Here is a 24,552-nt window from a genome sequence, read left to right on the forward strand (position 1 = left end):
GTAGGGCTCAGGGAAATATTAATTGCGCAGGAATGCAGGTCCACGATACACTCTCATTGGTTGATCAATCTTCGGCGAAAACCGACAAGCTATTATGTCCGCTTGTGTTGGAGCAAGCTCATATGATGAGTCTCGATGCATCCTGACCGAGCATTATAGCGGGCCTGAAAGAACTTGAATGGCTCGGATACCGTTCTGGCGCCAAGTTTTTTATCCAGAATTTGCATAATCCTTACTTTGTCTGACAGGCTGGTGTTTATTCCGAAAATGATACCGTCTAGCGTATCATAATCATATGTGTATGTCCGACCTTCAGGTGTTTCGTGGATGCCCAATATATCGGAAATCACGATCCGGAGTTCTTCCTCATGTCGCCAGTCTGGTAGTTTTCGAAGGAGTGGCGGTGCGAAATTACCCCAATAGCCGCTTCGCCATGATTCTTGCTTGTCTTGGTTGAGGTGTTCCGCAAGAGTTGATATGTTGCCTTCATAATCACTAAACCAGTCGCGGCGAAGCTGTTCCACGGGTAAGCGACCAATGTTTGTGAAAAATTCAATCTGCTGTTCCTGTACAGCATAGCACACCGGTTCGAGCGGCATATTTTGGCTGCTTCTTGTAATGCCTCGTGCTCCATAACCGTTGGGACCGTGTAGGCGAAGTTGCATACCGCCGGTTGTTTGTTGTTTTCGGAACACAAGACAGCACCCACGATGATTGTCTGCATAGTAGCTCCACATCGCTGCATTATCATGCCGCGTCGAAAAGCATGCAACAAACCATGGAGGATATACAAGCTTCAAAAGGTTGCTGAGGTATTCTGAGGTGAATTCGAAAAAGAGACTTTCGCGCTTCGGATTCAAAGAATTTGCATTCTCAATGGCCGTCAAAATTGTCATTTGCTGAGCCATGTGCTGCTGAACTTCATGAATGACATCGAGACCAATAATAGAATACTTTTCTCGAATTTCTGGATTTGTTGCCTGGAGCGTGCGAATGACTTTGACCGCCGCCGCTGAATCGGGTGGTCCCCCGTCGGTAGATGGGACCAATGCTCGATCTTCGAAGGCTTTTTGAATCAAGTATAGCCAATCTAAATGAACTGCCCGGAGTAACTGCTGCAATTCTGTGAAACTAATGTCACGGTCTGCCTTCGCAAGGAAATCAAGTAAGGCAGTATGAAGATCACTAGCTTCGACGGCCGTTATACAAGCTTGGCATAACGATTTTACCTGAGATGTTGGAAAATTGTGTAGTGACTGAAATACGGCAATCGTATCTGACGGTAAGCATTCTGTATCCCGACTTAAGAGGGCTTCAAAGAAACGATTGTGAATGCAAATAATGTAGTGACGCAACAGGTTGCGCCAAGTTACACGATCTCCTCGCCAATAGATCTGTCGCAGACCTTCCATCGGATCGTTGAGATACTCAGGTGGTGAGAAATAAACAGTCTGGCGCTCCAACTCTTCGTGCTCACCAAGCAGTGACTGAATTGAGCGATATCTGAAAACGGCATTGCAAAAGTGCGAATCTGAAGTCATTTTAATCACTTAGCACACGGTTTGATAACGCTGTAGGATTAACGACCACATAGCGTGTCGTAGGCTATCCAACGATAGGTTCTACCCGATGTATCATGACTAATATCTCTGACCCCCTTGCTGGCGCATATGATCCGTTGACGCCCCATCAAGCTAATTGTCGCGACGCGCGCTAGCTTTGTACCGTGGTTGAAGTCAAAGGGTGCCTCAAAGTGGAATTCCTGTCCGATCTGCGATTTTCTTTTTGATGAATCCCTTCGCGAGGTCCTGCAAAAGGTCAAGCGTGAAGCCTTTTGCGGATAGTGCCCCCTCCTTCGTCTTTTTCCAGATTTCTGGGTCTCTTACACTTCCTATGAAGTCGTGTCCTGCCCAAGTCAGCCGCGTCGGCATGACATGGTCAAACGGAAACTCATCGTCTGGAACGGTGTCGCCGTCAATGAGCCGGGCCTCAAGGAGTAATCGAAGATGCTCGGCAATGACCTGTGGCTCGTGAGCCCTCGATTCAATCTCGACTTCGCTGCCAAAGCCTTGATCTAACTCTTCAATCTGCAAAAGTAAATCCCGCATCAAGTCCATATCCCGTTTCAAAAGCATCCCCGAATGTTGTTGAGAAAAGAGCCGACTCGATTGATAGGCAGCTCCAATAAATACTACCTTGGATATATGATCAAAACAGCTTTAGACAGACGTGTTTCTCTGGCGCTTGAGGGCGAAGTCATTGAACGTCGCCTTAGTGAACTGCGTGGTATGCCCTATGTCGTTTTGCTCGGCGAGCCAGGAATTGGAAAATCCACCGCGCTCGAATATGAAGCAAATCAGGAAAAAGGAGAGCTTCTGACCTGCCGTGAGGCTATGAATGGGATCTCGATTACAACCTCCTCTACAGCCTATCTGGATGCGCTGGATGAATATCGAGCGGGAGAAAATGGCAAGGACAAACGGCTGTGTCGCAAATATTCTGGCTGGTTAAGGGCAGCCTCATTTTTGGACGCACTTATGCTGCGAGCTCCGCAAAGAGCTGGAATGGCAAGCGATTATTGTTGGCGAACTGCTTCTTGCGGATCATATGCGCCACTTCGATGCCAGCAATTGTTGCTGAAGCGCTGTGAAACGCCTTGAAGCCCAATGTGTGTTTTGTAATCCGCTTGATGAAGCGATGGTCCTGTTCAAGAATATTGTTGAGATATTTGACCTGAAGAATTTCGATCATTTTACCTGTACCGGTGATTTTCAGGATGTTGTTTACAGCCTGCGCACCAGCCAGATTGGCTCCACTTTTATCAATGACAATCTTGTGCGGAATACCATTGCTTGCTGGTTTTCATAAAGAAACGCCTTGCAGCGCCGAAATCTCGGCGCTCAGAGAGCATGAAATCAAGGGTTTGCACGTCACGAGGTTTTGTCGCAAATTTTTCAGTTCTGTTGAGCTATGTCAGGATCGTTGCATGTAACTGAATGAGGTGGAAGCGGATGGCGGTGGATTTCAAAGGTACTCACTTCCCGAAAAGTGTCATTCTTTACGCCGTTTTCTTCTATGTCCGCTATTCAGTTTCATATCGCGATCTGCAGGAGATTATGGCTGAACGTGGTGTCGAGGTTGACCATGCAACCTTGAACCGTTGGGTTGTTCGTTACGCGCCGCAGATTGCTGCGCAGGCACAAGAACGTAAACGCACAACGCTTGGCTCATGGCGTGTTGACGAGACCTATATAAAGGTCAAAGGGAAATGGACGTATTTGTATCGAGCGGTTGATCGTGACGTGCAAACCCTTGATTTCATGCTCTCTGAGCGCCGAGATTTCGGCGCTGCAAGGCGTTTCTTTATGAAAACCAGCAAGCAATGGTATTCCGCACAAGATTGTCATTGATAAAAGTGGAGCCAATCTGGCTGGTGCGCAGGCTGTAAACAACATCCTGAAAATCACCGGTACAGGTAAAATGATCGAAATTCTTCAGGTCAAATATCTCAACAATATTCTTGAACAGGACCATCGCTTCATCAAGCGGATTACAAAACACACATTGGGCTTCAAGGCGTTTCACAGCGCTTCAGCAACAATTGCTGGCATCGAAGTGGCGCATATGATCCGCAAGAAGCAGTTCGCCAACAATAATCGCTTGCCATTCCAGCTCTTTGCGGAGCTCGCAGCATAAGTGCGTCCAAAAATGAGGCTGCCCTTAACCAGCCAGAATATTTGCGACATAACCACCTTGAAGCGGCGGGTGAAGCGTTCAAATGCAATAGCGAGCTGCTCGGTCTGATCGGAAGTGGGTTCTGTCATTTCTGATATTAAGCATTTTATTCCGACGAACGAAAGCCAGTGTGAAGCGCAGGACACAAACTCCCCTCGGCCTATATTGTACCGGCTCTGTCGCTTTCCAAATATACTCTGCCATGTTCAGAAATGTCAGATTAATGCAGTCTTTGTCACGCTTACTCGTAGCATTAATCGAGGAGAAACGGTCTACGACCCATGGCATTGTAGGCCTGTTCTTCGTCGAAAACCTAGCACCCTACGCAATGGCGCACCTTTTCGCGATTGGGTTTTGCCAGCCGTGATGCAGAAAATCCGCAAACGTTTGCAAAGCGCTCACGATGGTGATCGGCATATGGTCACCATGCTCGCAAGTGTACCTTGCGACGGATTGGCGAATGTCAGCATCTGTCGTATCTGTAACTTGCTGAGAACAGCGCAGCTTTAATTTGCTAAAACAACTTGTGTAGCCGGGATGATATTAGGCATTCTGATTCTTTGCAGAACAAGTCCAACTGGAAAGGCGGCGCAATATGCGCCGCCTTCGTTTTGTGTGTGGGCTATTTGTTACCACTTCAATCGGAAGCCGACATTACCAGAGACAGAATGGCTGTCTCCAAAATTGTCGAGGCTTGTTGCGCCTGAGAGCTTGCCATAGACGGAATATTTATTGTTATCCCATCCATAATTTACAGTCGCTCCGATTTCACCCCAGGTTTTGTCGATTGTCCCGGTTGGAACATCAGCACCCGATACGGTGACATAATCTGCACCGCTCTTCAGCTCGCGATACACATTAACGAGACCACCCACGCTAAACTGTGCATCGGTATTGTTCGCATCCTTCCATGCGGTTGTGTAATTAGCAGCCAAACCTATGCGTCCTGTTAAGCTGTTGTTGTCTGGTGTTTCGACATAAGCATCAAACACATCACGATAGCTATCGGTGTTCAAAGATGACCAGATGAGCTGTGCCTGTGGTGTAACCGACCAACGATCGTTGATTGTAACACGCTGACCAGCTTCGAGGCTGAGGGCATAACCAAAACTCTTTACACCGCTTGCCAGAGTATCGCTGAGGCGATCTGACTCAAAGTCTGATTTATACCACGTCGCTTTGCCCTGTCCGTCAATATAAAAGCCGTTGGAACCATACCAGGTGACTGCACCGCCAAGGCCATAACCATTTACGTTAGTCTCGCCTCTGCCGTAATCAGACCAGCTGCGGATTTTGCTACGTGTATAATCAAGCCATACACTACCGAATAGCTGCCCAGATGTGTTGTTGACGAACTGACCATCAAGACCTGTCTGTAGTGTCCAGTCATTCGTACCAAAGGTCGAACCCGTAACGCTGCCATTTGGTTTGTAAGAGCTCGAACCACCCTGCACACGGCCCCAGAAGTAACGATCACGGACAATCGAACCATCAGCATTGCCATTCTGCTGGCTGTCATCAGCATCAGCACTCGTACCACCGGCATTCATGCGTGAACCAAAGCTTGCGAACCCGCCACGGTTGATCATTGCTATACCAGCAGCTGAGCTTCCATATACCGGGACACCTGCCTGATATTCAGATTCACCTTTATTGTCTTTCCTATCACTGCGCAGATACCAGTTGCCATCTGGATCAGTGACACCGTCTTTTTCTAACGTATACGCGTAAGCACCAGCAACAACAGCACTCGCACCACGATAGTTGGTATAATCTCCATTCAGATTAAACACACCATTAGATTGGCCACCAACTTCAATCACTTTGATGCCATTCGTCGTCTGCGCTCCAAGGCCACCACGATTAACAACTGTTACTTCAGTGGTTCCCGATGTGTTGCCTGCAATTACGAGACGATCACCCTTGCTGTTATCGCCACCAAGCTCTTCATGGAGGATCAACTTGCCATTTTCACTTGTATAATTGCCATTAACAGTTAACGTGCCGAAGCTCTTATCCGTACCTGGTGAGACAGTGCCTTTGTTCAACAGATCCTTCATCGATCCATTGCCCGATAATATGCCCTGGTTGACCACGTTTGATGTAATACTTCCCGCTTTGTCTTCATTGCCAAGCTGCAGCTCGGCAGTTGGCCAGATATTAGTATCACCCGTATACGTGTTCTCGCCGGTAAGGACTTGCTTGCCCTTTTCAACTGTTAGGCCACCTGTACCATCTATAGTGCCCTTGTATTCGCTACCATCACCTTCAGTGATAACAAGATTCTTATCACCAAGAGCGACTTCACCGCTTTCCTCACCGAGCAAATGCTTGATACGGAAATCTTCAGCATCGATACCAGCAACATCGACATTACCATTGTTGGTGAGACCGGAAGAATTGCTTAGATCGCCAGCACCTTCTACGACAAGCGTATTGTTTTCATTGACAACAACTTCACCCGTCAGCTCCTGCTTGCTGTCGACAACGCCAGTGCCGTTGCCCTGGAACTCAAGATTACCGTTTCCTTCCAGTGGGTTCACTGTATAGCGATCGGAACGATCGTAAATCAGCGTACCATCGACATCAATCTTGCCTTTCACGCTACCCTTCGTACCACCGTCACCGATAATCAGTGTACCATCAGTGTCAATCTTGGTACCACCTGTGTAAGTGTTTTCTCCGCTGAGACGCTGAGTGCCATCCTTTAAGTCAACACCACCTGTACCTTCAATCGTACCAGCAAAGATACCGTCTTTTGCATCAGTGATATTGAGGTCTTTATCACCGATTTTGATGATGCCCTTATCATTGCCGTCGATGCTCTGAAGATCAACGCTGGAGTCAGTGGTGCCTGTTGCATCAAGGACACCGTCGACTTCAACTTTTGCAGAATGCGCAATGCTGCCTTCGCCAACGAGATGCAACTCTCCATCAGTGATCTTGGTGTTGCCCGTATAAGTAGCTGGTACAGTGACCGTCGTGGTGCCACTACCCTGCTGTGTCAGACCACCCGAGCCTGAGATTTCGCTTTCAATTGTAATATTTTTCGCAAGATCAATCACCAATGCACTATCTGGCGCTCCTAGCTCAACAGGCCCCTTGATACTGCCTGATGTACCACCATCACCAATTTGCAAGATGCCATTTTCAACCTTGGATCCACCTTCATAGGTGTTCTCACCAGTTAGAATCAGTGTGCCGGAGCCATCTTTTATGAGCTGGCCAGGACCGGAGATGACACCTGTCACCTTATTGGTATTATCCTGCGTATCAATTTCGCCACCTTTCGAACCCAGCTCAACATTACGCGCTGTGTCAAAGTTGTCCGATGTTTGCAGTGCACCGCCATCAATTCTGATCGCACCCGAAGCATCTCCGAGATTTGAGTTCGAGCCAACCTGCAGAACGCCATCTGTAATGTCAGTGCCGCCCTTATAGGTGTTCTCACCCGTCAAAGTAGTTGTGCCAGGACCTTTCTGCTCAAGGCCGCCGTTGCCGGAAATCACGCCATCAATCGTGTGGTTTTTGGAAAGGTCGATCGTGAGCTTTGCATTGTCGTTAATATCAACATTTCCGGTTAAGCTGCCCTTCGAGCCACCATCACCGATCTGCAACGTTCCTTGATCGATTTTTGTACCGCCAGCATAGGTATTCTCACCCTTAAGGATCAGCGTTCCGTCACCCTCTTTTTTCAAAGCACCAGCACCGGTTACTGCGTTATTAACAGTCAAGACTTTATCGGCATCCACGCCTAACGAGCCTGTACCCGAATTAACAGAAATTGAACGATCTGTTTCGAAAGTATCTGTCGCATTCAGCTTGCCGCCGTCACCAATAACCACCTGACTGACTTCATCGCCAAGATTGGTGTTGCGACTGACAGATACAGTACCTTTGTCGATCAAAGTATTGCCAGTGTAGGTATTGTCACCTTCAAGCGTCAGAACGCCTTCCGACTTCTTGACAACGTCACCTTCACCGGAGATTTCCTGCGTCAGAAGAGTATCGTGAGCGCCATTGTCGACAATAATCTGCGTGCCTGCTGCAAGATGAATATCGCCTTCGCCAACACCGCCAGCATCAGTACCATTACCCAGTTGCAGAACGCCTTGCTTAACGTCTGTTCCGCCCGTGTAGGTGTTTTCATGGGTTAGAATAAGTGTACCAGCACCCTGTTTTTCCAGCGTACCCGTGCCCGAAATGGCATTCGCCACTGTGACATTATCAGAACGATTGTAAACCAGACGCGCTTCATCTGAATCGTTCGTACCGACAATAATATTGCCAACAACACTGCCGCTCGTACCGCCGTCACCAATCTGAAGCGTACCATTTTGGACTTTGGTGTCGCCAGTGTAGGTGTTCTCACCAGTCAGAATAAGAGTGCCGAAGTCAGTTTTCACGAAGCCTTGGGTGCCTTGAAGCTGCGAAGAAATCGTCGCAGTCATGTCCTTGCCGGCCAAAGTCCCATCGCCAACACGAATGATAGGGGTTGCACTTGCGGCTTCTTTCAGCTCCAGAGGTTGACCATCAATCTTGTAACCATCAACACCAAACTGCAATCCAGACGCTGAAACTGCGGTACCGGCATTATCAATCGTAACCGTTCCGCCGGTACCTTGGAAAATAGCAAATTCACCAGTTGTCCATGGATTGGTTGCGTTGCCGCTTTCATCCGTCCAATTGTTGCCAAGCGCGCTCCATGTTCCAGAGCCCCCATTAATGGAACCGCCACCCGGATTGGCGCCATCCCAGAAATTAACGGTTGCACCCGTAGTGTTAAGGATTGAAACCTGCTTGGCGGTCGATGTGACAAGTGTTAAGTTACCTACCGTAACACCTTGAGGAGTGGAACCAAAACTGACATCGGCTGAAACCGTGTTAGCATTAAGCAAATTGCCTGTATAATCAAAAATTCGGTATGTGCCTGCACCAAAGCCACCGATTGAAGACACATTTATAGTCGTCTTCAATGTAAGATTACCACCGACCGAAAATAGTGCGGCACTGCTCGCGGTTCCCAACTCCAAATCCAGTTTACTGCCGGTTTCGAGCGTAAGATTATGATCAAATGTCATGGTTGTGCCTTGCGATCCCTCAAGGGTGCCGCCTGACTGAACAATTGTATTCCCTATAACCCTGCCTGTACCATCTAACTCACCACCGCTTCCGACGACGATCTCAGACGCGCCAAGCACGCCATTCACGGTCGTTGTGCCATTCAACTCAGCCTTACCGGTGAATGCACTGCTATCAGCGGTCAATATAACGCCGCCGGGGCTATCAACCTTGAGTGTGCCAGTGCCGCTCAAAACACCATCATATTTTTCAATGTTGGAATGATTAAACTCAAGCGTAGCACCTTGAGCAATCATAGCATTATGTTCAATCGCGCCGTCAACACCGCCCTTGCCGATCTGTAACGTTCCCGCATTGATGTTAACCCCGCCAAGCTGGTCAAGCTTGCCAGTAACAGTCATTTTGCCAGATCCTGCTTTGGTCAGGCTGCCCGCACCGGAAATAATGCCATTAAAACCATTCGTATTCGACTGGACATCAATCGTGCCGTTATTGGCTCCAACCGTAATGTTACGAATAAAATCAAAATTAGCAGATGTCTGCAATGCACCACCATTTAAGGTCAAAACACCACTGGTATCACCCAGACTAAGAGCCTGACCAATCGACAACGCACCGCCTTCGACAGTCCAATTCGTCCGTTCAGTCGTTACACCTGTCAACGACCACGTCGAAGTACCCGCTTTTTTATAACCATCGAAGCCATCATACTTCTTGTCCTTGCCGATCTCGTTCGCAGCAAAGGTCGAGTTTGCAGCACCGCCTAAAACTAGTGTATTGCCAGTCTTGCCATCCGCAACAACAACATTACCCTGAATGTCAGAACCAGCCCGTAACTCAAGCGTTGTATTATTGCCGACAATGGCTATCGCGGCTGGGTCCAATATTTTATCGTTTACGCTACCAGAGGCATGCTCTCCGGCTATTAATTGTCCTGAGTTAATGAGCTTTCCGCCATCACCTATTCGTACCGCACTGCCGCCTTTCACTCCATAGCCACTATTATTGCTAGTGTTTCCGGTTCCTCCAGCCCCACCTTTACCGCCTCTTACTTCACCATAATTTTCGACGGAGGCTCCAATTATAACAATCCCGTCACCTCCGGTACCACCATCTTTTGCATATTGGGAGGAATTCCCTCCGTTTCCACCGGCGCCCCCAATAACAATACCACCAGCATTGATAACTAATGCAGCGTCCAAAACAATTGCCCCGGCACCGCCGCCACCACCGTAACCTGAAACCGAATAGGTTCCATTTCCTCTAGTATAGCTACCCGTTCCACCAGTTCCTCCAACAACCTTTTGTCCGTCTCGAACAGAAAAAGTTTGCGCCTCTCCAGTCAAATAAACACCAGCACCGCCACCGCCACCGCCCGCGCCATTGTTGTTTCCACCATTACTAATAATAAGATCAGCGCCGGAAGATCCATTAGAACCGCTAATAACAGATACACTACTATCGATTGTTAAAGCCCCAACTGCGCCACCTTGCCCACCTACACCATGGTTGGTGGAATAAGGATCTGTACCATTTGCTCCATTACCCCCACGCCCATTAACAGCCTTAAGCAGATCAGCATTTGTCAACAGATTGCTATCTCCTCCCCCCCAGCCATTTCCATAACCAGTGCCGTTAAGCGTAGAAGTAGGCGACAATGAAGAATTCCCACGCAAATCTTCGGCATGCGCTATATCGAGTGTATCAAATAATGCGACCGAAACTACTGCAGCCATGAGCGCCACTATTGCAGCATTCGACGAGGATGCGCGCAATGAACGCTTATGCCTTTGAAAGCTCGAGTAAATAATAGATTCAACGAAATTAGGATTATTCATATATGCTATCCTTTTATGAAATAAATCTTCAATATCAAATATCTAAATAATAATATTGACATTAAAGAATTTAAAATAAACATTCGATTTTGAAAAATACTCATAATGAAGTGAAAATAAAGAGTATTTTGAAACTTATTAACAGCGTTGCAATTAAACAACATATTTTTCAATCCATATATAAATATTATAATAAACTTAAGTATTATAATTAAATGAAATCAGTTGATTAAAAATATTACGATTTAATTATGTAAATTTTCATGATTTAATATATACTGTAATTGAAATTCTATTTTTATATAGTCAGATACAAGAATGAAGCCTGAATAATCGATTCAAGAATCAACCGCTGGACTTATCGGGAGTTAATTGCGGTTGATACATGCCCAAGCAGGCAAATTCGGCCTTATCCCTAGACGCACCTATGCCGCGAGTTCGGCAAAGACTTCGAATGACGAACAGTTGTCATTGGCGAAATGGTTTCTACGGATCATATGCGCAACTTCTATGCCCACGATTGCCGCTGAAGCGGAATAAAACACTCTGAAGTCCAACATGTCCATTTAATCCGCTTGATAAAACGATGATTCTGCTCAAGAATATTGTTCAGGTATTTGACCTGCGGGATTTCAATCAGCTTGCCTGTGCCCGTGATCTTCTGGCTATTATGCAGCGTTGAATCGGTGGGGTGTTAAATATGCGCCACAGTCTGCTGCTCAGCCACAAGGACGTAAACGACCAATCCTTGGCTCATGGCGTGTTGATACGACCTATGTAAAGGTCAAAGGAAAATAGACATATCTGTATTGGGCTGTTGATCGAGATGGCCAAACTCTTGATTTTATGCTTTCCGTGCGCCGAAACCTGGTTGCGTACGACCTATCTTTAGAAAAGCTATCGCAATCGATGGGGCTTGCGCACAAGATCGTCATTGATAGAAGCGGCGCCAATTTGGTCGTTGCGCAGGCTACAAACAATAGTCGGGAGATCACGGGCGCAGACCAGTTGATTGAAATACGGCAGGTTAAATACCTGAATAATATTCTTGGGCAGGATCGCCGGTATCGAGCTCATTCATATGATACGCAAACAGCAAGGCGTCTTTGAATATCAACAAGCACTATCTATCAAACAACAATACGAAGCACTCGCTGCATAATTGCGCCTAGAGTTAAGTCGAGCTCCGTGCAAATCATATTTTTGCAACACAATCTTCTGCACCCGGCTATAAATCACCGATCCAGTTCGAGATGATAAACCGTAAATTAGTGACAGAACCTCTTCATTAAATCAGGGCAAGTCCATTCCGCTTTTCCGGAAGCAAAGTGCCGGGCAATAGCTGGACATCAGAACCGTAGACATTGGCGTGCAGTTCTGCGACCCGCTCATCTTCTGTCTTATAGAGACGACGGGGCCGCCATCACCGGCACCGGGTTTGCTCTCAGGAATACCCAGCACCACATCCCCGCCATTGCAGATCAGGCTGACATCAGCCGGGTTGATACCGTCGAGCACCAGCTTGTCAGCGTGCCCCGCGCACAAAACTTTCGCCCAGCGCCTGCGGAAGGCTGGCCTTTCGCCCTGCGATCAGAAGCACCAGCATCACCATGACAAATGGTAGCATTTGTATCACGTCCGTTGGCACATTAACGCCCGCGACCTGCAAAGCTGTGGCAAGCGACAGGCTCGCTCCAAAGAGAAGCGCTCCACCAAGCACCCAAAGGGGTTTGCCCCGTGCAAGCATTGCAAGGACAATCGCAATGAAGCCATTGCCGTGGCTCATAAACGGGATGAACACCCCTGCGACGGCCACTGACATAAAGGCACCGCCAAGGCCCGCAAGTGCTCCGGTTATCAATACCGCGGCGCTGCGGGTTCGCACAACATCAACACCCGTTGCATCCAGTGCAGCAGGCTTATCACCAGCTGCCTGCAACGCCGTACCCCAATGGGTCATTCTGTAAACCCATGCAAAAACTGCAACTAGCGCGACAGCCAAATAGACGATCGGATTGTGGTTAAACAAAATCGGGCCGAGAATTGGAATTTCAGAGAGAGGCCAGACTGGCCACTTTGCAGCACCATCAAGACGCGGATAACTACGAGAAAACTGCACAAAATGTAGCAGTGCTGTCAGTCCTTGTATTGCGAGCGTAAGAGCAATACCGATAACAATCTGATTAAGGCCCAGCCGGACACATAGAAGCGCCATAAATGACGCGACTATTGCGCCTGCTGCAGCTCCGCCAACAAAGCCGAGCCCCATATTTCCCGTACTCCATGCGACGAGAAAGCCCGCATATGCGCCAGCAAGCATCATTCCCTCAAGACCAATATTGAGCACACCGGCCTTCTCGGATAGTTGTTCGCCAAGTCCTGCAAGCAACAAGGGGGTTCCTGCAGCGATTGCACCAAGGAATAAGGTTATGATGAAGCTTTCGGTAAAGAGTGACATGGTGCGTCCTCAGATCTTCGCACGGGATTGGCGATTTTTGTCGATATATTCAGCCAGTGCCAGCGTGACCAGCAAAAGAGCTACAATGACCAGTGAGAAGAAGCTGGGCACCCCCAAACGACGCGCAGCGCTTTCGCCACCAATCGTCAGCGCCGAAAACAGAAAGACATAGGCGATCGATCCAAACCCATTCAGTCGAGCGAGAAAGACGAGAGGCACGACAGTGAGGCTGTAAGCTGGGTTCCAGTCAGCACGGACATTACCCTGTGTGCCCAGAATATCAACGGCACCAGAAAGGCCGGCCAGCCCAGCTGAAATTGCAAACACAGCGATCGTGAGTTTGGGCACCGAAAGTCCCGCATGAACGGCCGCACGTGGATTAGCCCCGACAAGACGTAACTTCATACCAAAAGAAGTGCGTGTCATCATCAGATGCATTGCAATGATAACAACCAGTCCCACAATCAAGCCTGACGAGATGGTCGTGTCAAACAGCTTTGGCAACCGCGCATCAACCGGCAAAGTACGGGTCTGAGGTGTTGTCGTCGCGGGGTCAAGAAATGCCAGTTTAACCAGAACATTGGCGAGCGACACGCCGAGAAAGCTCATCATCAGGGTCGTGATAATTTCGTTAATCCCATGCCATGCTTTAAGCATTGCTGGCAACAGTCCCCAGAGCGCGCCGATGACCAGTCCAATTACCAATCCCAGTGCCAGATTAAGCCAAATCGGAATCCCTGCCGCGTGCATCAACGGCGTCGTCGCAGCAACAATAACAGCAGCGAGCAGAAACTGCCCATCACCGCCAAGGTTCCAGATACCTGCACGAAATGCGACAATGAGGCTCGCTGCAATCAGCAGAAAAGGACCCATTCGGGTCAGCGTCGCAGACAAGCCCGATGAAGATAAGATCGCCCGCTCCACAACATAAGCGTAATAGCTCAATGGATTGACACCCATTACCAAAAGGATAAGCCCGCCTAGCATCAGAGCCGCAATCAGGGGACCAATACTGACCGTCAGTATTTTGCCCCATGCAGCAAAGGGCGAACGCATGGTAGGGCCAGCCAGTCCAGCCGTGCCAGCCTGTTGATCACTCATTCTTCTTCTCCGGTACTCATCAGGCGGCCAATTGCATCGCGTGCGCCCACACCATTCTGAACTGTTCCCACGATCCTGCCCTGATCAATAACGGCAACCCGATCTGCAAGTTCAAGAAGCTCATCAAGGTCTGTCGAGATCAGCAGAACGGCTTTTCCGGCATCTGCCGCTTCACGAATACGCTCGCGTGTTGCACGAATGTTTTTCACATCAAGACCATAGGTCGGCTTTGCAAAAATAACAGCTTCCGCAGACCCTGTGAGTTCTCGCGCCAGCAACACTTTCTGGATATTTCCACCTGACAGAGTTCCAACAGGGGTCTGAACATCCGGCGTACGAATATCAAAGTTACGCACATGCTCCTGAGCCTGTGAACGAATGGACTGTGGCTTTTCGATACCTTTTTTCCAGAAAGGCGATGCACCAATATCTTTAAGCAAAAAGTTGGTCGCCACGGCGAAGGTACCAACCGTGCCCTCACCCAGCCGATCATCTGTCACATAGCGCAGCCCCGCTGCGCGACGTTCGCCCACTGTAAGAGAGCCGATTTCGGTACCATGCAGCTTTACACTTCCTGAGGAAGGCGTTTGCCCGGCGAGAGCCTCCGCCAGTTCTTTTTGACCATTGCCGTCGATGCCAGCAACACCAAGGACTTCCTTTGATCTGAGAACGATAGAAACATCACGAACAGGAATGCGCCCCGCTCCTGAGTAAAGCTTTGATACCTCAAGCACAACAGCGCCAAGCTCCCGGGTAGCGCGATAATCGTTGACGCTGTCATCCGTTGCAGACTGTCCAAACATCATACGGATAATATTGGACGTATTTTGCTGGTCATTATTGGCATGGAGTTCTTCGGGAGGGATAGCACCAGCATTTTTACCAAGGCGCAGCACAGAAATACGGTCACCATAGGCCAGTGCTTCATTGAGCTTATGGGTGATGAAAATCACCGCTAGCCCTTCAGCAACCAGACGGCGCATCAACTGCCCTAGCGAAACAGCCTCATTGGGGGTCAGCATAGCGGTCGCTTCATCCAGAATGAGACAGCGACTTCCGCGCATAAGGGCACGCAGAATTTCAACTTGCTGCCGCTCGCCAAGAGACAGGCTGGAAACTAGCCCAAAAGGTTCAACGCGTAGACCAATGCGGCTTGCGGTTTCATTGATACGTTTTGCTATGCCGTTGCGATCAGGCTTGCGCCACCATTTCCCGCCGAGTGTGAAATTATCGACCACTGTTAGACTTGGCACCAGCATCGAGTGCTGAAATACTGTGCCTATTCCTAATGTCAGAGCGTGACGAGGGGATGTTATATTGACGGTCGCCCCATCAATTTCGATGACGCCACCATCGGGCTGCTGAAGCCCTGACAACATACCAACCAATGTGGATTTACCCGCACCGTTCTCACCCAACAGTACATGGACTTCGCCGGGCCATATGTCCGCACTGACATTATTATTGGCTATAACTCCGGGAAAGCGCTTGGTAATGCCACGCAATCCAACAAATGGTTTTGCAGCAGAATTCGATGGGAAGGCTGCATTTATCACTGACGCCTGCATCTCACTATCCTTCATGCAAATCCGCCCTGTAGCTGCCTGCCGGATCACCTCCAGCCGCATTCACACATGCGCCTTAGACGACCCAGCAAGAATAGATGCTAAGATCAGCGCGACAGGACGAGTTTAAGAGCAGGCTGGCTCACTTAGAGGCAACGGTCTTGACCAGTGCATGAACACTGTCTGCATCGAACTTCGGCTCCACCTTAATGGCATCCGAAACAACGTCAGCCTGAAGAGCTTCCATTTCCTTCCAGACATCATCCGGAATGTTCTTGGTCTTCAGAAGGCGAAGACTGCCGTCACTCAGCTTGATATTGTAGTTGTGGCTGCCGTATTTTCCATCCTTCACATCTTTAATCATCGCGGTATAAACCGGCGTCAGATCCCAGATAACAGAGGAAAGAAGGTTACCCTTATCAATGGACGTTTTGTCGCCGATCACATCGATAAAATAAGCTTTTCCACCATCGGTAGCAGGCGTTGTTTCGACGGCCTGCAACATCCCGAAACTGGAACCATTGCCCTGTCCAAAGATGATGTCAGCACCAGAAGCGATAACGGTTTCAGCAACTCGCTTACCACCAGCAGCATCAGCATATGCAGCTGGTCCAATCACCGCATAGCGAACTTCGACTGCCGGGTTTTCAGCTTTTACACCTTGCGCAAAAGCCACCGACATGTTGTTCCACGATGGTGGCTCACCAGAGACAACGATACCAACAACTTTGGTCCTGCTCATCTTTGCGGCCAGTCGGCCCGCGAGATAAGCACCATCGCTACCGGCAGCCGTGTAATCCGCAATTTTTCCTTCAGCAAGTTTATCCGGACTGTCGACAATCGCGACCGGAATATTCATTTCAGCGCCGATTTCAGGGGCGGATGTGTTATAACCCGAAGCATGCGCGATCAGCAGACCAGCGCCATCTTCAGCAAGTTCGCGCAAAGTCGGGCGAACATCGCCGTAACCAAGATTTTCGGCAACAATTACCTTCACGCCAGCCGCCTCACCTGCTGCCTTGGCAGCATCAACGCCCTGCTGGTTCCAGCCCATATCGGTTCCCATTTCCGGGGCCAGAATAGCGATGGATGTAATTTGCTCGGCCAACGCACTACTTGCCATCCAGCCACTTAAGGCGAGAGCCAGCACAGCGCTACCGACTGTTCCTGCTATTACTCTTATCATTTTATTGTTCCCATTTATAGATTTCTGTTGACTATTTATTCAATCCCGGACGATTTTTAAAGTATAATCGGGAGATATGTTTCAAAATGAAAACTCACTTCACCTTTCTTGCTACAGCAATTCTTGGGTTTAATACCGCATCTGCCGCAGTTGATACACAGTCGCTTGATATTACAGTCAAAAACAGTGGCAAAACCGCATTGGTATGCTCTGCTTCCATTGCACATTGGTTTTCAGTAGACCTCGGTGAAGTCAGCCCTGGCACCAGCCAGTCATTCAGTTTTGGCGTCGATGTAAAAACGGGAAATGTCTTCCAGCTTAATACAGTCGGCGACGAAATGGCCGTACTGCGCATCTGGTGCGGCCATAAAGGCAATGACTGGGCAACGCGGGCAGAAATTCCGATGGAGCGGCGGGCGGGCGTCAGCCCGAAACCGATCCGTTTAACTTGTGTGGCAAACACGGCAACAACACGATGCACAGCATTGTGACTGAACCCATTCAAGCTGACTTTTAAACCACCACAGCCTTGCATCTGACGCCTTAGTTACGGAAGGGGAGGTTTTTGAAGCGGATCACTTAAACGATCTCAGTAACTCAAAAACCGCAACCCCGATTGACAGTGCGAGAATACGATAGCATGATCATACCGTAATACAATAATGAAAAATCAACTGGAGGCAATTTTACGATTTTTCTTTTATCTAACTGTATTTAAATAGAAAAATCTGAAATACTGCCAGAAGCATTCACAAGAGAGTAAAAAATGCGCACTGCAATTGTCACTGGAGCCAGCCGTGGACTGGGTCGAGCTTTTGCTATTGGACTGGCAAAAGATGGATTCACACTGAGCCTATGCGCTCGTGATGAGGCAGCGCTGGAAGAGACCGCGCAACTCGCCCTCGCCGCCGGTTCGCCGAAATTCGTCATCGTTGCTGCCGATCTTTCACAGGCTGGTGCCGCTGAAAAAGTCGTATCCGAAACGCTTGCAGCCACCGGACAAATTGATGCGCTGATCAACAATGCTGGCGCAACCAAGCGCGGCGATTTCCTATCTCTGACGGACGAAGATTTTCATGAGGGATTTGCCCTCAAGTTCCACGCAACTGTTCGCTTTTGCCGCGCCGCATGGGATGCCCTGTCTCACAGTAAGGGCACTATCGTGAATATATCGGGCGTTGGCGCACATACGCCGGAGCCAGACTTCACGATTGGCGGCTCAGTCAACTCCGCGCTCATCAATTTTACCAAGGCGATCTCCAAGCGCGCACAAGGTACAGGAATGCGGATCAACACCTTGTGCCCCGGCCATATCGTAACTGATCGTCTTGCTCGCCGGATTGAAGTGCTGGCACAGGAGCGCAATATTTCTATCGAGTCTGCACGCGAAGAAATTCGCGAGGCACAGGGCATACAGCGATACGGCGAAGCAGATGAAGTAGCTGATGTGGTGCGCTTCCTGTGCAGCCCCGCCGCTGCCTATGTGCATGGCACAGTCATCAATGTCGATGGCGGCGCTACGCCAGGGATATAGAGCGCAAAAGAAAATGCCGGGGTAAAAACCCCGGCATAATAATCAGGCATCAGCCTCTTCTGCAATCCGCGCCCGCAGGATAGCGATTGCAACTTTGCCCGCGTTCATGACGTGGTAAGCCGCTGCCTTGCGTGCCTCCATGCCGCGTCGAGCAGCCAGATGGCCAACCACCTCTTCAAGTTCAGCCAGGCTTTCACGCGTACGTCCCGGGGCGCCAAGCGATGTCGCACGCAAAACCATAACCCGCGCATTGAGCGATGACAGCGTGTGACCTAGCGCTTCGTTATGTGCGCCGAAAATCAAGCAGTCATAAAATGCATTCTTGGCTTGCAAGCGTTCCAGTGGATCGGTGACTTTGTCACCTTGCTTGAGTACCTCAAAAGCGGCTTTGAGCGCATCAATATCTTCGTCCGTTGCATTGCGAGCAAAAAGCTCGCACGCCAACCCTTCAAGCTCTATCCGAACCTGATAGATCCCTTCAGCCTGCTCTGGCTTCAGACGTGCCACAATCGGCCCGCGATGCGGAACAACTTCAACAAGGCCTTCACTTTCCAGCTGACGAAGAGCTTCACGCACAGCCGTGCGGCTGACACCCGTCATCTCACACAAATCGCGTTCAGTGATGCGCTGGCCAGCTGTGAAATATCCAACTGCAATCGAGTTGCGGATACTTTCAGTTACGCTGTGACGTACGGGCGCAGCAGCCTTGACCACTTTAAAATCAATAGGCGGAGTTTTTGCGTTCATGGATACAGTCATATGTTCATACCCCTTCTATCTTCTGGGGACCGATATTACCGTATTACTATACGCTAATTGCTTGTTTTGAAAGCATCAGATTTGCCATCATGCCTGTCTAATGTGCAAAACCTCACGCTTGTGCCGCATCTATAACCGCCATAGCGGCTGCAACGCCGGCTCCAACATCCACATGTTTAACGCCTGCGGCTTTCAGCCCACCCGCAATTGCGGCAACAGACATGACCGAATACGGCGGACGGGCAGTCGGCCCCATATGTCCGATCCGGGTGAGTTTTCCCAAAGTCTCACCACGTCCAGATGAGAACACGACACCATAGCGCTCACGAATTGAACTACGCAGCTTCGCTTCATCAATACCTTCAGGAACCGCCACAGCCGTGCATGTTGGAGATGCTATCTCCTCGCGAGCAGCCCAGAGTCTCAAACCAGCCGCCTGCACCCCTGCCCGACAGGCTTTAGCTGTGAGCGCATGACGCGCCCAGACGTTTTCTTCGCCTTCATCCAGATAAATATCGAGTGCGGCATCAAGCGCATTGATCTCAGAAACCGAAGGCGTGAATGGAAACGGCCGATCAGCTCTATGCGCATCCTTCCAATCAACAATTGAAAGAATTGAAGCGCGCGGTGCATCAGGATTAGCGGCCATTTTTTCCCAGGCGGCATCGCTGACATGCAAAAGGGTCAGTCCAGGTGGACAACCAAGACATTTATTCGGACCCGTTACAAAAATATCGGCAAAGGATGTCTGCGGCAAAACATCCATTCCGCCAAAAGCCGAAACGGAATCCACGATGAACAGTTTGCCCGCGGCTTTTACCACTGCTCCGATCTCAGCAACCGGATTGACCGTGCCGGACGGCGTATCATGATGACAGATCGAGACTACGGCAACATCTGGCCGCTTCTTTAAAAAATCTGCTATCGCCTCTGCCAAAAGCACTTCGTTGTAGGGCACTGCAAGTTCAACGACTTCTTTGGCATAGCGTGCTGCCCAAGAGCCAAAGCCTTTGCCATAAACACCAGATACGAGATTAAGCACCACATCATTTCTGTTGATCAGCGATGCCGCAGCTGCTTCCAGTCCCAATACAGGCTCTCCCTGCAGAATAACCGGCGGGGTATTTGTATGAAAGGCCCGCTGCACCTTCGCATTGACCGTTTCATAGAATACGAGAAAAGCGGGGTCATAATCATAGAGAACAGGCCGTGACAGCGCACGAAGTACCGCCGGATAGGCATCCACCGGGCCTGTTGTCAGCGTGAATATCGGATCAGCAATCTTCTCAATGCTCATATCGCTCTCCCATTCATGTCCGTATTGCCTCGCGTCATTGCGAGAAAAGCTGCGCCATCCGCAGCGTCTTCAATTGCATTAAGCGTAGCGATCAGCCTATCGGCATCGAGATCAACGCCGCACCAGCTAATCTGCACGCGGAACTTTGCCGCGAGATCGGCATCGGTCATCGGATGATCCAGCCCGCCTTTGGCGGCATCAATTCTCTGTTCTAGCTTGCGTCCGTCATGCAGCAAAAGACAAACTTCAGCCGCTTCAAATGGAAAGGAAGGATCATCTAAGAAAGATACTTTTGACGCCAAATCTTTGAGTTGCCGATCCTGCACAGCATGATCGGAAAACGCTTCAAGATCAGCCCTGCCCCATAGTAAGCTCACCGCAACAGCATGCTGCGCGCTGACCTGTGAAAGCCTTCCCGTGGTGACGTTTGGACGATCCGTACGCTGCCGCAGAAGCGGATGCCCCGTCAATGCGATGGAAGCAATATCATTAGTGTGAAAATCCTCTTGCGCATGCAATGCAAGACAGGCTTCGATAACTGGGTTGAGAACCACGCCACAAGGATAAGGCTTGAAAGTATTTTTGAGAATCTCCCAGCGGCTTCCCAATCCGTCTGTAAGAGCTGATAAATCCGGGGCATCTGAATGCAGCGCCAGAAATCCCCTTTCCCCTTCTAGTGGCGCGTCAGGACCAGTATAGCCTTTAGATGCCAGCAAAGCAGACATCAAACCCGCGCGTGCGGCCTGCCCCACCGAGAGGCTTTTCGACATTGTTCCAAGCGTTTCAACTGAGCCGGAAGTCTGAGCCAGAGCATGGCCCAACGCATCGACGAGTTCTCTGGATGAGAGTTTTAAAAGTCTGCCAGCAGCAAGGGTTGCGCCAAAAGCTCCGCAAGTTGATGTAATATGCCAACCGCGCGCATAATGGACCGGATGCAATGCATTGCCCAGTCGACATGTTAATTCTGCTCCCAGAACAAACGCTTCGATCAGCGCGCGCCCGGATACAGGCTTCCCCTCAGCGGCCAGCGTCTCAGCTAAAGCCAGAATAGCCGGCGCAACAGGTGCAGACGGATGAATAACTGTCGGAACATGGGTGTCATCGAAATCGAAAATATTTGCCGAGGCCGCATTGATATAAGCGGCCCAGAGCATATCAGCACGTTCAGCGCGTCCGATCAGGCCGGCAGTGGCTGGACCGGAAAAAGCTGGCAGCATCGCTACCAGCTTCTGGATTGCAGCTTCATTTGAACCACCGATTGCTGTACCGACCATGTTGAGCAGCGAGCGCCGCCCGGCTGCAAGCACAGCATCAGGCATCGCCGGTGGCGAATGAATAAACTCAGCAATTACAGCGCTCAAACCCTTCATATCAAGCACCGGCAGCTTTGCCACGCACTTCCGTTCCAGCCCATTGTTCCAATGGGCGAATGATTGCCGTCATATCAGCATCCGGTCCGAGATCAGCTTTGGTAATGGAAAATAGCATCCGCACAGCGTTACCAACCAGCATTGGCACACCAAGACGTTCGGCTTCTTCAAGGCAAAGGCGAATATCCTTCAGAGATAAGGCTATCGCGAACCCAAAATCAAAACCGCGCGGCAGCACGAAGCGTGGAATTTTATCGACACTTGCCGAGGTGCGACCTGAACCGGCATTCAGAACCTCAATCATAACATCCGCATCTAGCCCCGCCTTTGCCCCCATAACCATCGCTTCGGAAGTGATCGCAAGTGCTGCCGCGGAGCAGATATTGTTGATGAGCTTCATCACCTGTGCCTTGCCGGGTTCTTCGGCCACACGAATTACTTTTCCAAGCGTCAGAAGCATTGGCTCAACAACGCTAAAATCTGCGGATGGGCCAGCGGCCATCAGGGCAAGTGTTCCCTTTTTTGCACCTGCAACACCGCCGGAAACCGGGCTGTCGATCAAAGCTATGCCGGCTGAAGAAAGGATTTCCGCCAAATCCATTTCAGCTTTCGGTCCGGTTGTTGAAAGATCAACAACGCGTTTCACAACACCGGGATTTGCAGCAATGGCTCGCCCGACTGCCAAAACGACTTCGGGTGTAGGCAAGGAGAGGAGGACTGTTTCAACCCGGGCGCATAGATCTTCAAGACTGCTGGCTGCATCTGCCCCGGCACCTGTCAAAGCTGAAACCGCTGCCTCTGAACGGTCATTGACCACCAGCTTGTAGCCTGCACCCAAGATGCGCTCTGCCATCGGGCGTCCCATATTACCAAGCCCGACAAAACCCAGTTCAGACATTCCACTCTCCTGTTATCGTGGCCCCGCTGTCAGGCAAAAGACCAACCATTATCCACCGGTATTGCAGCGCCATTGATGCCTTCGCTGGCAGAGCCGCTAAGAAACAAAGCAAGAGCTGTTACCGTATCCATCGGAATAAATTTTCCGCCCGGTTGGCGGGTTGAAAGAAAGAGGCGTGTTGCCTCTTCTTCGCTTAAGCCTTTCTCAGTAGCCAGCAGCCTGATGCGGCCCCGCGCTGAATCTGTCGCCATCAACCCTGGACATATTGCGTTGCAGGTGATTGTTGTTGAAGCCAGTTCAAGCGCCAACGTGCGGGTCAGGCCGATCATCGCATGCTTGGTGGTGACATAATCCGCGCGCTCTGCAAGAGCGATCAAACTATAAACAGACGCCATATTGATGATCCGTCCCCAGCCACGTGCCTGCATGTCGGGAAGGCAAGCCCGGATCAGCCGGAACGGTGCAGAAAGATTAACTTCCAACGCACGATCCCAGTCGGAATCTGCAAGCGATTGCACTGGTGAAATTTTACGAATAACCGCATTGTTGATCAGAATGTCGATGCTGCCTAAATATCTTTTTGCGTGTTCAAAAAGCTCATCCGCAGCACCTTCCTGAGATAAATCAAGCGACACAGCACCGACCGGCTGGCTTATCTCATCCGCCAAAGCCGCAGCAACATCGGTTACTTCCGGCCGAATATCCGTGAGGAAAATGCGGTTTCCGGCTTTTGCAAAGACCCGCGCAAGCTCAAGGCCCAGCCCAAGAGCCGAACCCGTGATCAGCACAGTTTTATCGCTACAGGGAGCCCAAACCGAATTCATCGTGCCAGTTCCTCCCATTTGAGAACTGGCTCAACATCCAGTCGCACAACAATGCCTTCAAGCGCTTCTGACGGCGCACAATAAGCGCGCATTACCGCTGGATCATGCCCCGGCACGATATGATCTAGTGTTGGAGCCAGTTCAGTTAAACGAGCATAGCCGCGAATGAGTTCTGCTTCGTCAAACAAGACCGGAAACGGATTCTCGCGCTCCATATTAGCGTAAAAATGCGTTGCATCAGAGGCAAGAACCACCCAGCCGCGCTTTGTATAAACCCGAACAGCCTGCAAACCTGCACTATGCCCCGGCACCGAATGCAACCAGATACCGGGCGATAGTTCCGTATCGCCGCGATGAAATTCAATGCGACCGGCATACAGATGACGGACGTAGTCAACGATATTTCCAACATCGAACGGCGCTCGCGCTTTTGGATCACACATGCATGGGCCGGTCGCATGCTCTGCCTCGTTGACCTGAAGATGAAAGCGAGCTGACGGAAAATCGCCGAGGGTTCCGGCATGGTCATAATGCAGATGCGTGAGAATCACCTCGCTGACCTTTCCGGCATCCACATCCAGCAGCGCAAGCGCATCAACAGGACGACGCAAAAACGTGCGTACCCGCGCATCGGCTGCTTGCTGCCCGAACCCCGTATCAATGACGTAAATTTCGCCTCCTCGACGCGCCAGCCAGATGAAATAATCCAGATTTTCACCCGACTCATGTGGATCAGCATAAAGAAAATTATCTTTCGCTGTTCGTCCGGTGTGCGTGGCGTAACGAAGTGCGTAAAGCTCAAAAGGCGTTGGTTTCTCGTTAAAATCTGCCGCAGGAGCCGCCATCATTTTCCCACTTTACGTTCACGTTTGCCGAAAACTGTCGAACTCTGTTTTTAGTATGAC

The 24,552-nt window shown here is 50.0% G+C and carries 17 protein-coding genes and 4 pseudogenes; 5 read left to right on the top strand and 16 right to left on the bottom strand.

Annotated features, from left to right (window positions below; all coding sequences use genetic code 11):
* Nucleotides 1-92 precede the first annotated feature (92 nt).
* The 3 genes and pseudogenes from H5024_RS20245 to H5024_RS20255 all read right to left on the bottom strand — a co-directional run.
* Nucleotides 93-1,541 carry a DUF2971 domain-containing protein gene (locus tag H5024_RS20245; RefSeq protein WP_187548991.1) on the bottom strand — a complete coding sequence of 483 codons (1,449 nt, stop codon included), beginning with the start codon at nucleotides 1,539-1,541 and terminating at the stop codon, nucleotides 93-95.
* A gap of 207 nt (nucleotides 1,542-1,748) precedes the next feature.
* Entirely contained in the window at nucleotides 1,749-2,129 is a 381-nt protein-coding gene (locus H5024_RS20250; RefSeq protein WP_187548992.1) for a DUF2513 domain-containing protein, read from the bottom strand.
* A 406-nt stretch (nucleotides 2,130-2,535) separates the two neighbouring features.
* Nucleotides 2,536-2,935: pseudogene (locus H5024_RS20255) on the bottom strand (DDE-type integrase/transposase/recombinase); the annotation flags it as partial.
* A 76-nt stretch (nucleotides 2,936-3,011) separates the two neighbouring features.
* On the opposite strand from H5024_RS20255, the gene H5024_RS20260 reads away from it, so the two are divergent.
* A protein-coding gene (locus tag H5024_RS20260) for an IS6 family transposase (protein WP_247875408.1) occupies nucleotides 3,012-3,696 on the top strand; the annotation gives its coding sequence in 2 pieces (ribosomal slippage) (nucleotides 3,012-3,385 and nucleotides 3,384-3,696; 687 coding nt in all).
* 285 nt (nucleotides 3,697-3,981) lie between these two features.
* Nucleotides 3,982-4,191: pseudogene (locus tag H5024_RS21430) on the top strand (IS21 family transposase); the annotation flags it as partial.
* A 173-nt stretch (nucleotides 4,192-4,364) separates the two neighbouring features.
* Here the strand turns inward: H5024_RS21430 and H5024_RS20265 are convergent.
* Nucleotides 4,365-10,553, bottom strand: coding sequence for an autotransporter outer membrane beta-barrel domain-containing protein (locus H5024_RS20265; protein ID WP_187548993.1), 6,189 nt, complete (start codon nucleotides 10,551-10,553; stop codon nucleotides 4,365-4,367).
* Between the two features lie 527 nt (nucleotides 10,554-11,080).
* A pseudogene (locus H5024_RS20270) lies at nucleotides 11,081-11,331 on the bottom strand (DDE-type integrase/transposase/recombinase); the annotation flags it as partial.
* On the opposite strand from H5024_RS20270, the pseudogene H5024_RS21435 reads away from it, so the two are divergent.
* Nucleotides 11,325-11,714, top strand: a pseudogene (locus tag H5024_RS21435) (DDE-type integrase/transposase/recombinase); the annotation flags it as partial. The pseudogenes H5024_RS20270 and H5024_RS21435 sit on opposite strands and share 7 nt — an antisense overlap.
* A 234-nt stretch (nucleotides 11,715-11,948) precedes the next feature.
* Here H5024_RS21435 and H5024_RS20280 read toward each other — a convergent pair.
* From H5024_RS20280 to H5024_RS20300, 5 genes are all read right to left on the bottom strand, one after another.
* Nucleotides 11,949-12,200 carry a hypothetical protein gene (locus tag H5024_RS20280; RefSeq protein ID WP_187548994.1) on the bottom strand — a complete coding sequence of 84 codons (252 nt, stop codon included), beginning with the start codon at nucleotides 12,198-12,200 and terminating at the stop codon, nucleotides 11,949-11,951.
* Complete coding sequence (locus H5024_RS20285) at nucleotides 12,181-13,113, bottom strand: ABC transporter permease (protein WP_187548995.1); 933 nt, start codon at nucleotides 13,111-13,113, stop codon at nucleotides 12,181-12,183. The genes H5024_RS20280 and H5024_RS20285 overlap by 20 nt, the downstream gene beginning before the upstream one ends.
* 9 nt (nucleotides 13,114-13,122) lie before the next feature.
* Nucleotides 13,123-14,214 carry an ABC transporter permease gene (locus tag H5024_RS20290; protein WP_187548996.1) on the bottom strand — a complete coding sequence of 364 codons (1,092 nt, stop codon included), beginning with the start codon at nucleotides 14,212-14,214 and terminating at the stop codon, nucleotides 13,123-13,125.
* Nucleotides 14,211-15,782 (bottom strand): ABC transporter ATP-binding protein, encoded by a 1,572-nt coding sequence (locus H5024_RS20295; RefSeq protein WP_187548997.1) that lies wholly within the window; start codon nucleotides 15,780-15,782, stop codon nucleotides 14,211-14,213. The genes H5024_RS20290 and H5024_RS20295 overlap by 4 nt, the downstream gene beginning before the upstream one ends.
* A gap of 139 nt (nucleotides 15,783-15,921) precedes the next feature.
* Complete coding sequence (locus tag H5024_RS20300; RefSeq protein WP_187548998.1) at nucleotides 15,922-16,965, bottom strand: BMP family protein; 1,044 nt, start codon at nucleotides 16,963-16,965, stop codon at nucleotides 15,922-15,924.
* 86 nt (nucleotides 16,966-17,051) lie between these two features.
* Here H5024_RS20300 and H5024_RS20305 point away from each other — a divergent pair, with 86 nt between their 5' ends.
* Both H5024_RS20305 and H5024_RS20310 read left to right on the top strand, forming a co-directional pair.
* On the top strand, nucleotides 17,052-17,456 hold the full coding sequence (locus H5024_RS20305) for a hypothetical protein (protein ID WP_187548999.1): 405 nt from the start codon (nucleotides 17,052-17,054) through the stop codon (nucleotides 17,454-17,456).
* A gap of 275 nt (nucleotides 17,457-17,731) precedes the next feature.
* A complete protein-coding gene (locus tag H5024_RS20310) occupies nucleotides 17,732-18,499 on the top strand; it encodes an SDR family oxidoreductase (RefSeq protein ID WP_187549000.1) in 768 nt (255 codons plus the stop codon).
* A 42-nt stretch (nucleotides 18,500-18,541) separates the two neighbouring features.
* Here the strand turns inward: H5024_RS20310 and H5024_RS20315 are convergent, their stop codons facing one another.
* The 6 genes from H5024_RS20315 to H5024_RS20340 all read right to left on the bottom strand — a co-directional run bounded on the left by H5024_RS20315 (nucleotide 18,542) and on the right by H5024_RS20340 (nucleotide 24,495).
* Nucleotides 18,542-19,246 carry a GntR family transcriptional regulator gene (locus H5024_RS20315; protein ID WP_210309773.1) on the bottom strand — a complete coding sequence of 235 codons (705 nt, stop codon included), beginning with the start codon at nucleotides 19,244-19,246 and terminating at the stop codon, nucleotides 18,542-18,544.
* A gap of 124 nt (nucleotides 19,247-19,370) precedes the next feature.
* On the bottom strand, nucleotides 19,371-20,555 hold the full coding sequence (locus H5024_RS20320) for an alanine--glyoxylate aminotransferase family protein (protein ID WP_187549002.1): 1,185 nt from the start codon (nucleotides 20,553-20,555) through the stop codon (nucleotides 19,371-19,373).
* Nucleotides 20,552-21,949: an MmgE/PrpD family protein gene (locus H5024_RS20325; protein WP_187549003.1), complete on the bottom strand. Its 1,398-nt coding sequence runs from the start codon at nucleotides 21,947-21,949 to the stop codon at nucleotides 20,552-20,554. Before H5024_RS20325 ends, H5024_RS20320 begins: the two co-directional genes overlap by 4 nt.
* A complete protein-coding gene (locus H5024_RS20330; protein ID WP_187549004.1) occupies nucleotides 21,927-22,823 on the bottom strand; it encodes an NAD(P)-dependent oxidoreductase in 897 nt (298 codons plus the stop codon). Before H5024_RS20330 ends, H5024_RS20325 begins: the two co-directional genes overlap by 23 nt.
* Nucleotides 22,824-22,852: 29 nt before the next feature.
* Nucleotides 22,853-23,647: an SDR family NAD(P)-dependent oxidoreductase gene (locus H5024_RS20335; protein WP_187549005.1), complete on the bottom strand. Its 795-nt coding sequence runs from the start codon at nucleotides 23,645-23,647 to the stop codon at nucleotides 22,853-22,855.
* A complete protein-coding gene (locus H5024_RS20340) occupies nucleotides 23,644-24,495 on the bottom strand; it encodes an N-acyl homoserine lactonase family protein (RefSeq protein ID WP_247875409.1) in 852 nt (283 codons plus the stop codon). Before H5024_RS20340 ends, H5024_RS20335 begins: the two co-directional genes overlap by 4 nt.
* Between the last annotated feature and the right edge of the window lie 57 nt (nucleotides 24,496-24,552).

It is taken from the genome of Ochrobactrum sp. Marseille-Q0166 (assembly GCF_014397025.1).
Taxonomy (GTDB): domain Bacteria; phylum Pseudomonadota; class Alphaproteobacteria; order Rhizobiales; family Rhizobiaceae; genus Brucella.

Bases quoted from the DNA above. Each gene is read 5' to 3' on its own strand.
- H5024_RS20330 (WP_187549004.1), bottom strand. From the start codon at position 22,823: ATGTCTGAACTGGGTTTTGTCGGGCTTGGTAATATGGGACGCCCGATG.
- H5024_RS20245 (WP_187548991.1), bottom strand. From the start codon at position 1,541: ATGACTTCAGATTCGCACTTTTGCAATGCCGTTTTCAGATATCGCTCA.
- H5024_RS20290 (WP_187548996.1), bottom strand. From the start codon at position 14,214: ATGAGTGATCAACAGGCTGGCACGGCTGGACTGGCTGGCCCTACCATG.
- H5024_RS20315 (WP_210309773.1), bottom strand. From the start codon at position 19,246: ATGAACGCAAAAACTCCGCCTATTGATTTTAAAGTGGTCAAGGCTGCT.
- H5024_RS20320 (WP_187549002.1), bottom strand. From the start codon at position 20,555: ATGAGCATTGAGAAGATTGCTGATCCGATATTCACGCTGACAACAGGC.
- H5024_RS20295 (WP_187548997.1), bottom strand. From the start codon at position 15,782: ATGCAGGCGTCAGTGATAAATGCAGCCTTCCCATCGAATTCTGCTGCA.
- H5024_RS20265 (WP_187548993.1), bottom strand. From the start codon at position 10,553: ATGGCTGCAGTAGTTTCGGTCGCATTATTTGATACACTCGATATAGCG.
- H5024_RS20285 (WP_187548995.1), bottom strand. From the start codon at position 13,113: ATGTCACTCTTTACCGAAAGCTTCATCATAACCTTATTCCTTGGTGCA.
- H5024_RS20335 (WP_187549005.1), bottom strand. From the start codon at position 23,647: ATGAATTCGGTTTGGGCTCCCTGTAGCGATAAAACTGTGCTGATCACG.
- H5024_RS20310 (WP_187549000.1), top strand. From the start codon at position 17,732: ATGCGCACTGCAATTGTCACTGGAGCCAGCCGTGGACTGGGTCGAGCT.
- H5024_RS20305 (WP_187548999.1), top strand. From the start codon at position 17,052: ATGAAAACTCACTTCACCTTTCTTGCTACAGCAATTCTTGGGTTTAAT.
- H5024_RS20340 (WP_247875409.1), bottom strand. From the start codon at position 24,495: ATGATGGCGGCTCCTGCGGCAGATTTTAACGAGAAACCAACGCCTTTT.
- H5024_RS20300 (WP_187548998.1), bottom strand. From the start codon at position 16,965: ATGATAAGAGTAATAGCAGGAACAGTCGGTAGCGCTGTGCTGGCTCTC.